Source organism: Chryseobacterium sp. Leaf405 (assembly GCF_001425355.1).
Taxonomy (GTDB): domain Bacteria; phylum Bacteroidota; class Bacteroidia; order Flavobacteriales; family Weeksellaceae; genus Chryseobacterium.
Genome location: NZ_LMQN01000019.1, coordinates 137,522 through 144,360 on the forward strand (window position 1 = coordinate 137,522; position 6,839 = coordinate 144,360).

Sequence of the window (6,839 nt, forward strand, 5' to 3'; positions counted from 1 at the left end):
ATTTTATCTTTCTATGAATACAGTATCTCTTTTAATGATTTTTTTCACAATGATAACCTTTTCGGGAACGTCATTGATGGAGTCCTTAAGAATAATTTTCCGTGTATTTTTTCTTGTTTTTATGCTTTTTTCTTCTTCTATATTTGGTTTTTGAGAAATCATTTTTGCATTATTATTTGTTTGATCTGAATGGAAATCAGAAGAAATATTTTGTAAGTCTGAATCTGATGTTTCTTTATTTTCATGAGTCTGATTTCCTGATATTCTATCTTCATTATTTTCAATTGATTCCGTAGAAATTTTTGAGGGATTTATTGTTGAAAAAGAGTTTTTAGGGTTTACTAAAAAAACAGATAGTACAATAATGATTAAAAAAGTAATGCCAACAATTGCATTTTTTTTCCAGACTGGATTTGAGGTAGAAAAAGATGGATTACCAACCTTAATATCTGATGGGATTTCTAAATTTTTGCTTGGAGTAATGCTGAAATCTGAAAACTTACTTTGGAAAGTCTGTGCCCAAAGTAATCCGCCAAACCCGAAAATAACAAGAAGCTGTGCTGCTTTCTTTTTGGGTGTGTTTTGGTTGATAATATTGCTTAATAAATAATTCTGAATCGCTTTTTTGGCTCTCAAAAGATGAGATTTGGAAGTATTCACCGTTATTCCCAGTAAATTTGAAATTTCGGCGTGTGAATGATTTTCAATAAAATACAAATTGAAAACAGATTTATGATGGGGAGGAAGGCTGTCTATAGACGACAACAATTCTTCATTCGTAAAATCGTAAATGAAGACATTTTTTTCTTCGAAAGTTTGATGTTCCATTTCTGAAAAAGTATCTGGAATTTCGGATGATTCTGTAGTAACAAAAATATCTTTGCTATTGCTTCGAATATGCTGTAAGGCATTATTCACAACAATTTTCTTGAGCCATGCAAAAAGTGCTTTTTCATCATTCAGCTGATGATTTTTCTGTATTGCCGTTATGAAACTGTCCTGAACAATATCCTCTGCTGTATAAATATCCTGTATATATCTACGGCAAATCCCCAAGAGTTTTGGGGAGTAATTGCTGTAGACTTTTTGCCAGTCTATTTTATTAGTGTTTTGCATCATGTTTTAAATTCAAAGACTGGATTTAAAGTAAGTCTATTTGTCTTTTCTGTTTTTGATTTTACCATGATCCTGCAATAAAGCAGAAAGAGAGCAAATTTAATGAAAAGGATAAACGAAATAATTTTTTTAAGTTTTTGTTGTTTTTATATATATAAGATGAAAAGATTCAAAAAGGTTGCAGTTAATTTGAAAATTAATGCTGTGTCACATAAATTGAATTAAATGCATTCCCAAATAAGTTAGTAGTATTAGTAATACTTTGGGTTTCTATATTATTAATATATACTTTGCTTGCAAATGAAGAGGTGGGTTGTTGCTTAATTATATAAATATTATTATCAAGTACAAACATATCCTGAATTGTAGAATAGTTCGGATCTAAAGGAACAGTTGTCTGAATATTGTTTTTATAGTAATAATTATTCAAATAAGGAGATCCTATTACATATAAATCGCTGGAATTTGCTTCACTTACAATTTTACCATAAGCAAGATTAGGGCTGACATTACTATCTACAAGAACCTCTGTATTAGTAGATAATTGTCTGTAGTAATAATTCTGATTTTTAATATAAAGAAAATTAATACCGTTTGTATTTTCACTGAAATTTGCAACCCAGCTGATGTCCGGAACTGAATGGAATGTGGAATTTACATAATATCCGGATTGGAAACTTGCACCATCATATATAATTGCAGAAATATAAGGCTGATGATTGAAAATATTAAGTTTTGAAGTTGTATAAATAATGTCGCCGTAGGTATTAAGAACAGTCTTTACACCGTTTTTCCAAATACAAAAAGCGTATCTTTGATTAGCTATTGGAGAAGAGGTGTCATAATATCCAATAAAATAATTGTCATTATTATCGATAGCCATATCAAGTATTTGGTACTGTGCAAATGAAGGTATTCCTAAATATTGCCCGAGATCTTCTCTTACATTGTTTTTCCAGTGATAATAGCTTCCGTTGAAATTATTACGATTTTTTCCCAAAACGTGAACATCATTATTTTCAACAATGATCTTGTTAGCGGTAGTACTGTCGGGAGAAAAAAGATTTGTCTTCACATTATTTTTCCAGTAACAGGCTTTGTAATTTTCCATCCCGGCAACATATACGTCATAAGAATTTGTTTTCTTTTCCAGAGCTTCCATGTCATCCGTTTTACAGGAAATCACAAACGTCAATAAAAATAAGAAAGGTAAAATAAGAGTTTTCATTGTTATTATTTTCTTATAAGATGTAAAAAAAGAAAAAGGTTGCAGTCATAAAATAAAAAAAAGCTCAATTTTTTTGAGCTTTGTATTTTTGGTGAAAATTAAAATCTTATCGATTAATAATATTATTGGTCATTGTGGTATGATTGATCAACTGACCTTTTTCATCACGGATCTCAATTTCAGAAACATGCATTGTTTTTCCTTTTCTGATAAATCTTGCAACTGCGGTTACGATACCGTCTTTTTTGCTTCGTAAATGATTAGAGTTAATGTTAGTTCCTACACCAAAATACTTTTCGCCATCAATAAAAATATTGGACAGGCTAGAACCCATTGTTTCTGCTAAGACACAGCTTGCACCGCCGTGCATAATTCCGAAAGGCTGGTGGATTTTTGGTGAAACAGACATTGTTGCGGTTAAGGTTTCATTTTCGAGATCGATGTCTGTGAATTTTATATCAAGAGTTTTCGCAAATGTTTCTTCACCCCAATTGTTGATGAATTCTAATATCTGTTCTTTGGTTTTATCTTTTGTATACATAATTATATAAGTGATGAGGGATAGGTAATAAGTAATCTGAGTTATTTTTAATTTTTAACTTCTGAATCTGTTCCCATAATATTCGGGTTCCAGTTGGCAGGAATTTTAGGAGTAATATCATTTTTAATATAATAATCCTGAATTTCTTCCATGATTTCTGAAAAAGGAACTGAAGCAATTCTTTCGTAAGGAATAGTATATCCTAAATAAACGATATTTCTTTTGAAGTCTCCTGCTGCCAAAACGATAGGAACTTTTGCCGCCAACGCCATGTGATAGAATCCTTTTCTCCATTTCGGAACCCAGGCTCTTGTACCTTCCGGGGTGATTACCAAACTGAAATCGTCTTTTTCAAATTGTTTTGCCACAAAATTTACAAGATCATTTTTCTGACTTCTATCAATTCCTATTCCGCCCAAACCTCTCACGACGCTTCCGTACCAGGCTTTAGTATGAGCATCTTTAATGATGATTTTTAACGGTTTTTGTAATGACCAATAGGCAAGATTTCCCAGAATATATTCCATATTGTGAGTATGGGGTGCCACAACCAGAATACATCTGTTCAGGGTGTTTACATCGCCTTGTAAGACGACCTTCCAACCCAGTAATTTCAATAATAATTTGCCAATCAGTTTTCTCATAAAATTTGAATTAAAAACAAAAAAGTATAACCAAAGTGGTTATACTCTACAAATATATTGAAATATTATCGCTCTTAAAATAAACTGCTGATTAAATCAACAATCTTCATTACAATTTCTAATGCTAACTGTACCATAATTGTTTATTATTTATTGAGTGTTTGGTTATAATTTTTAGTTACACAAATATAAAGTTTTTTATTGATATGCAAGCTAAATATTTACGTTTTTTTTGATTCTCTGAGAGAAGAAGAGTGTGAATTTCAAACGGTTGGGTTATCCATTCACACCTTCAGCCACTCTCTGAAGTTAATTATTTAGTTTGTATAGAAATTGAGTTTTTATCTTCATCAACTTTAATGTCCAGTTTGCCGCCTTTCATTTTTTTGATGTTGTTTTTCATCGAATCAATTACTTTGTCTGCCTGATTGCTCGGTACTTTTTTACCGTTTACAATAATGCTGTCGCTGTCTTCATCGTCTGAATTATATTCAATGGTAGAACCGTTTACCGTGATTTTGTTTTTCTCAATTTTAATGTTTCCGTACTCATCTCTTTCCTGATCATTATCATCGACACCGTCTGCATTAAGATCTCCGTTAAAACTAATCTGATCTTGTTTCGCAGGAATTACAACTGTTTTAGTTGGAACTACCAATTCATAATTAACATTATAATTTCTGAAACGCTGATCGTAAGGATATTTTACGAAATTCGGAAGAATAATTCTGTTGTTTACAATTTCTACCGGAACATTCATATTCAATGGAAGATTATATCCTTTTGCTTCTTTTTTAATGATTAGATAAGGCGTTTTAACATTGGCTTTTCTCGTTACTTCTACATAAGGTCTGTCTTCTTTGTATACAGAAACTTTATCTGAGTAAAGATCATTGTCGTATGCTGTATAGTTTTGAGGAATGCTCACCTGTTTCATATCAACATAAATGCTGTCTGACTGTGTGTTGATCGCAACTTCTTCCGTATCTTCTTTGTGACCTTTCAGGAACGCTTCTCTTTTAGCCATACTCACTCCAAAATAAGAACCCAATCCAATTAAAATCAAGAATAAAGCTCCGATTACCCAACCAATATTTCTCAATTTAGTTTTTGGAGAGAAAATTTTAATACTCAGCAAACTGAAGATAATAGCCGGAATTAATGATCCTATAATCATGATTGCCGTTAAGATTTTATCTAAACCATTATCATCAAAGTAAAATTTAATTTCATTAGCTCCTGCAAAATCAGAATCCATTCCGAAAAGTCCGAACAATACGAATATTCCTACAATACTTCCAACTGCCATCATAACGAAAATTCCGCCGATGATATACTTAAAAACATTCCACACTCCGCTTCCTGCGTTGTTGATGTAAGGTTTGTTCTCAGTGTAAATTTCTCCGACTCTCTGAGTAGATTCGTTGGCAAACTGTACCAATTTATTAGACTCACTTTTAAGATTGTCGAAGTTCATAGGCTTTCCCTTCATTTTCAGGAAATCTGCTGCTGTTTCTGCTTTTGGTAAAACAATCCATAAGATAGCATACAGCAAGATAATTACCCATGCACTTCCTGCTGCAGGAATCATTATCAAGAAAAGAATTACCCAGATGGCTCTCATTGCTGTAATATCCATTCCTATGTAATGGGCTAAACCTGCGCAAACACCTGCAACTTTTTGTCTTTCAGGATCACGGAACAATTGTTTCTTGTCTGTATAATCAGTTCCTGAAAAAGTAGACTTTTTAGTGTTTTTTTCAGAATAATACGCTTCTTCCTGTTCTTCGATTTTTTCCGGAGATCCGATCTGTGCGATCACTTTTTCTACATCAGTATCGTTGATCACTTCACGTTTTGCCATGGTATCTCTGAAGATTTCTACCATTCTGATTTCTATGTCGTGCATTACCTCATCAGCTTCCGAAGCATCCAATGAGCTTCTCAGTGCATTCAGATAATCGCTGAGCTTTATATATGCGTGTTCTTCTATTGTAAAAGAAAAACCTGCGAGTCCTATTGAGAGTGTCTTGTTCATAGCTTTGTTTTTTAATTTTTTTGAGTAATTTGGTTGACTGAATCTGTCAGTTCTTTCCAGGTATTTTGCAGTTCGGATAAAAAAGTTTTGCCTTTTTCTGTGATCTGGTAATATTTTCTGGGAGGTCCTCCGGTAGATTCTTCCCATCTGTAAGAAAGGAATTCCCCGTTTTTTAATCTTGTTAAAAGAGGGTAGAGTGTTCCTTCTACTACATCCAGTTTCCCTTTTTTCAGTTCATCTATTAAATCGGAAACATACATTTCACGATGGTTGATGAGACTTAAAATACAGAATTCCAGAATTCCTTTTCGCATTTGCGCTTTGGTATTTTCGGTATTCATCTTTAATAAGTTTTGTTAATTAGTTATATAATTCTCGAATTTCGGAACCTAGCTAGATGTACCTATTTCGATTTTACATTACAAAGATATGTAATTAAAATGGTAATATGCAATACAAAGTAGTGAAATTATTTTATTTGTATGTTTAAAGTATTGATTATCAATTAAATAAATTTTATTTAAAATGTAAAACCATTTTTATTTTAATTAAAAACAGGATAAAAATTTTAAAATTTCTTACTTTTATATCGGATTTGGTAGGGTAATTTTCATGAAATTTCTTATGATTCATGAAATATTCGATGCTACATCTGTTAAATATTAAGAATAGCAATGAAGATACAGAACGAGATTAATTTTATTTTGGCAGTTGATGCCTTAAAAAATGTACAAAGAAGAAACTATAATGCAGATGATTCCAGACGAGAAAACACAGCGGAACATTCGTGGCAGATTATTATTTTAGCCCAGATTCTTTTCCCATATGCTAAAAACAGAGCAGATATTGATTTGTTAAGAGTGATCAGAATGCTTTCGATTCATGATTTAGTTGAAATTGAAGCCGGTGATACTTTTTTATTTGATGAAGCGGCAATGGTTGGAAAATTTGAAAGAGAAAAAATTTCTGCACAAAAAATATTCGGAATTTTAGATGAACCTTTACGCTCCGAGTTCTTTAATCTTTGGCTTGAATTTGAAGAAGAAGAGACTCCTGACGCAATTTTTGCCTGTGCTATCGACCGAATTATGCCTTTTATTCTCAATTCCCATACCTCAGGAAAAAGTTGGACGGAAGCCGGCGTTACAGAAAAACAAATCAGAAATATGCTTGAGAATGCTATTGTAAGAGCTTCGGATGAAATGGGAGAGGCTTTTCAAATGTTGTTGATTAAGAATCTCGAAACTGAAAAGGTTTTGAAATAATTTTTGA

General features: G+C 32.3%; 7 protein-coding genes. 1 reads left to right on the plus strand and 6 read right to left on the minus strand.

Annotated elements, in window-relative coordinates; genetic code table 11:
* Positions 1-3 precede the first annotated feature (3 nt).
* From ASG22_RS19380 to ASG22_RS19405, 6 genes are all read right to left on the minus strand, one after another.
* Entirely contained in the window at positions 4-1,119 is a 1,116-nt protein-coding gene (locus tag ASG22_RS19380) for an RNA polymerase sigma factor (protein WP_082505058.1), read from the minus strand.
* Positions 1,120-1,312: 193 nt separating this feature from the next.
* Positions 1,313-2,344: a hypothetical protein gene (locus ASG22_RS19385; protein ID WP_055988185.1), complete on the minus strand. Its 1,032-nt coding sequence runs from the start codon at positions 2,342-2,344 to the stop codon at positions 1,313-1,315.
* A 106-nt stretch (positions 2,345-2,450) separates the two neighbouring features.
* Complete coding sequence (locus ASG22_RS19390) at positions 2,451-2,885, minus strand: PaaI family thioesterase (protein ID WP_055988188.1); 435 nt, start codon at positions 2,883-2,885, stop codon at positions 2,451-2,453.
* A gap of 47 nt (positions 2,886-2,932) precedes the next feature.
* A complete protein-coding gene (locus ASG22_RS19395) occupies positions 2,933-3,529 on the minus strand; it encodes a 1-acyl-sn-glycerol-3-phosphate acyltransferase (RefSeq protein WP_055988189.1) in 597 nt (198 codons plus the stop codon).
* A gap of 313 nt (positions 3,530-3,842) precedes the next feature.
* Entirely contained in the window at positions 3,843-5,567 is a 1,725-nt protein-coding gene (locus ASG22_RS19400; RefSeq protein WP_055988191.1) for a PspC domain-containing protein, read from the minus strand.
* Positions 5,568-5,578: 11 nt separating this feature from the next.
* A complete protein-coding gene (locus tag ASG22_RS19405; RefSeq protein ID WP_055988192.1) occupies positions 5,579-5,908 on the minus strand; it encodes a PadR family transcriptional regulator in 330 nt (109 codons plus the stop codon).
* 333 nt (positions 5,909-6,241) lie between these two features.
* On the opposite strand from ASG22_RS19405, the gene ASG22_RS19410 reads away from it, so the two are divergent.
* Positions 6,242-6,832 (plus strand): HD domain-containing protein, encoded by a 591-nt coding sequence (locus tag ASG22_RS19410; protein ID WP_055988194.1) that lies wholly within the window; start codon positions 6,242-6,244, stop codon positions 6,830-6,832.
* The last annotated feature ends 7 nt before the right edge of the window (positions 6,833-6,839 follow it).

What these genes read in the sequence shown, in the direction of transcription:
- ASG22_RS19380 (WP_082505058.1), bottom strand. Translation starts at nt 1,119, where the DNA reads ATGATGCAAAACACTAATAAAATAGACTGGCAAAAAGTCTACAGCAAT.
- ASG22_RS19385 (WP_055988185.1), bottom strand. Translation starts at nt 2,344, where the DNA reads ATGAAAACTCTTATTTTACCTTTCTTATTTTTATTGACGTTTGTGATT.
- ASG22_RS19390 (WP_055988188.1), bottom strand. Translation starts at nt 2,885, where the DNA reads ATGTATACAAAAGATAAAACCAAAGAACAGATATTAGAATTCATCAAC.
- ASG22_RS19395 (WP_055988189.1), bottom strand. Translation starts at nt 3,529, where the DNA reads ATGAGAAAACTGATTGGCAAATTATTATTGAAATTACTGGGTTGGAAG.
- ASG22_RS19400 (WP_055988191.1), bottom strand. Translation starts at nt 5,567, where the DNA reads ATGAACAAGACACTCTCAATAGGACTCGCAGGTTTTTCTTTTACAATA.
- ASG22_RS19405 (WP_055988192.1), bottom strand. Translation starts at nt 5,908, where the DNA reads ATGAATACCGAAAATACCAAAGCGCAAATGCGAAAAGGAATTCTGGAA.
- ASG22_RS19410 (WP_055988194.1), top strand. Translation starts at nt 6,242, where the DNA reads ATGAAGATACAGAACGAGATTAATTTTATTTTGGCAGTTGATGCCTTA.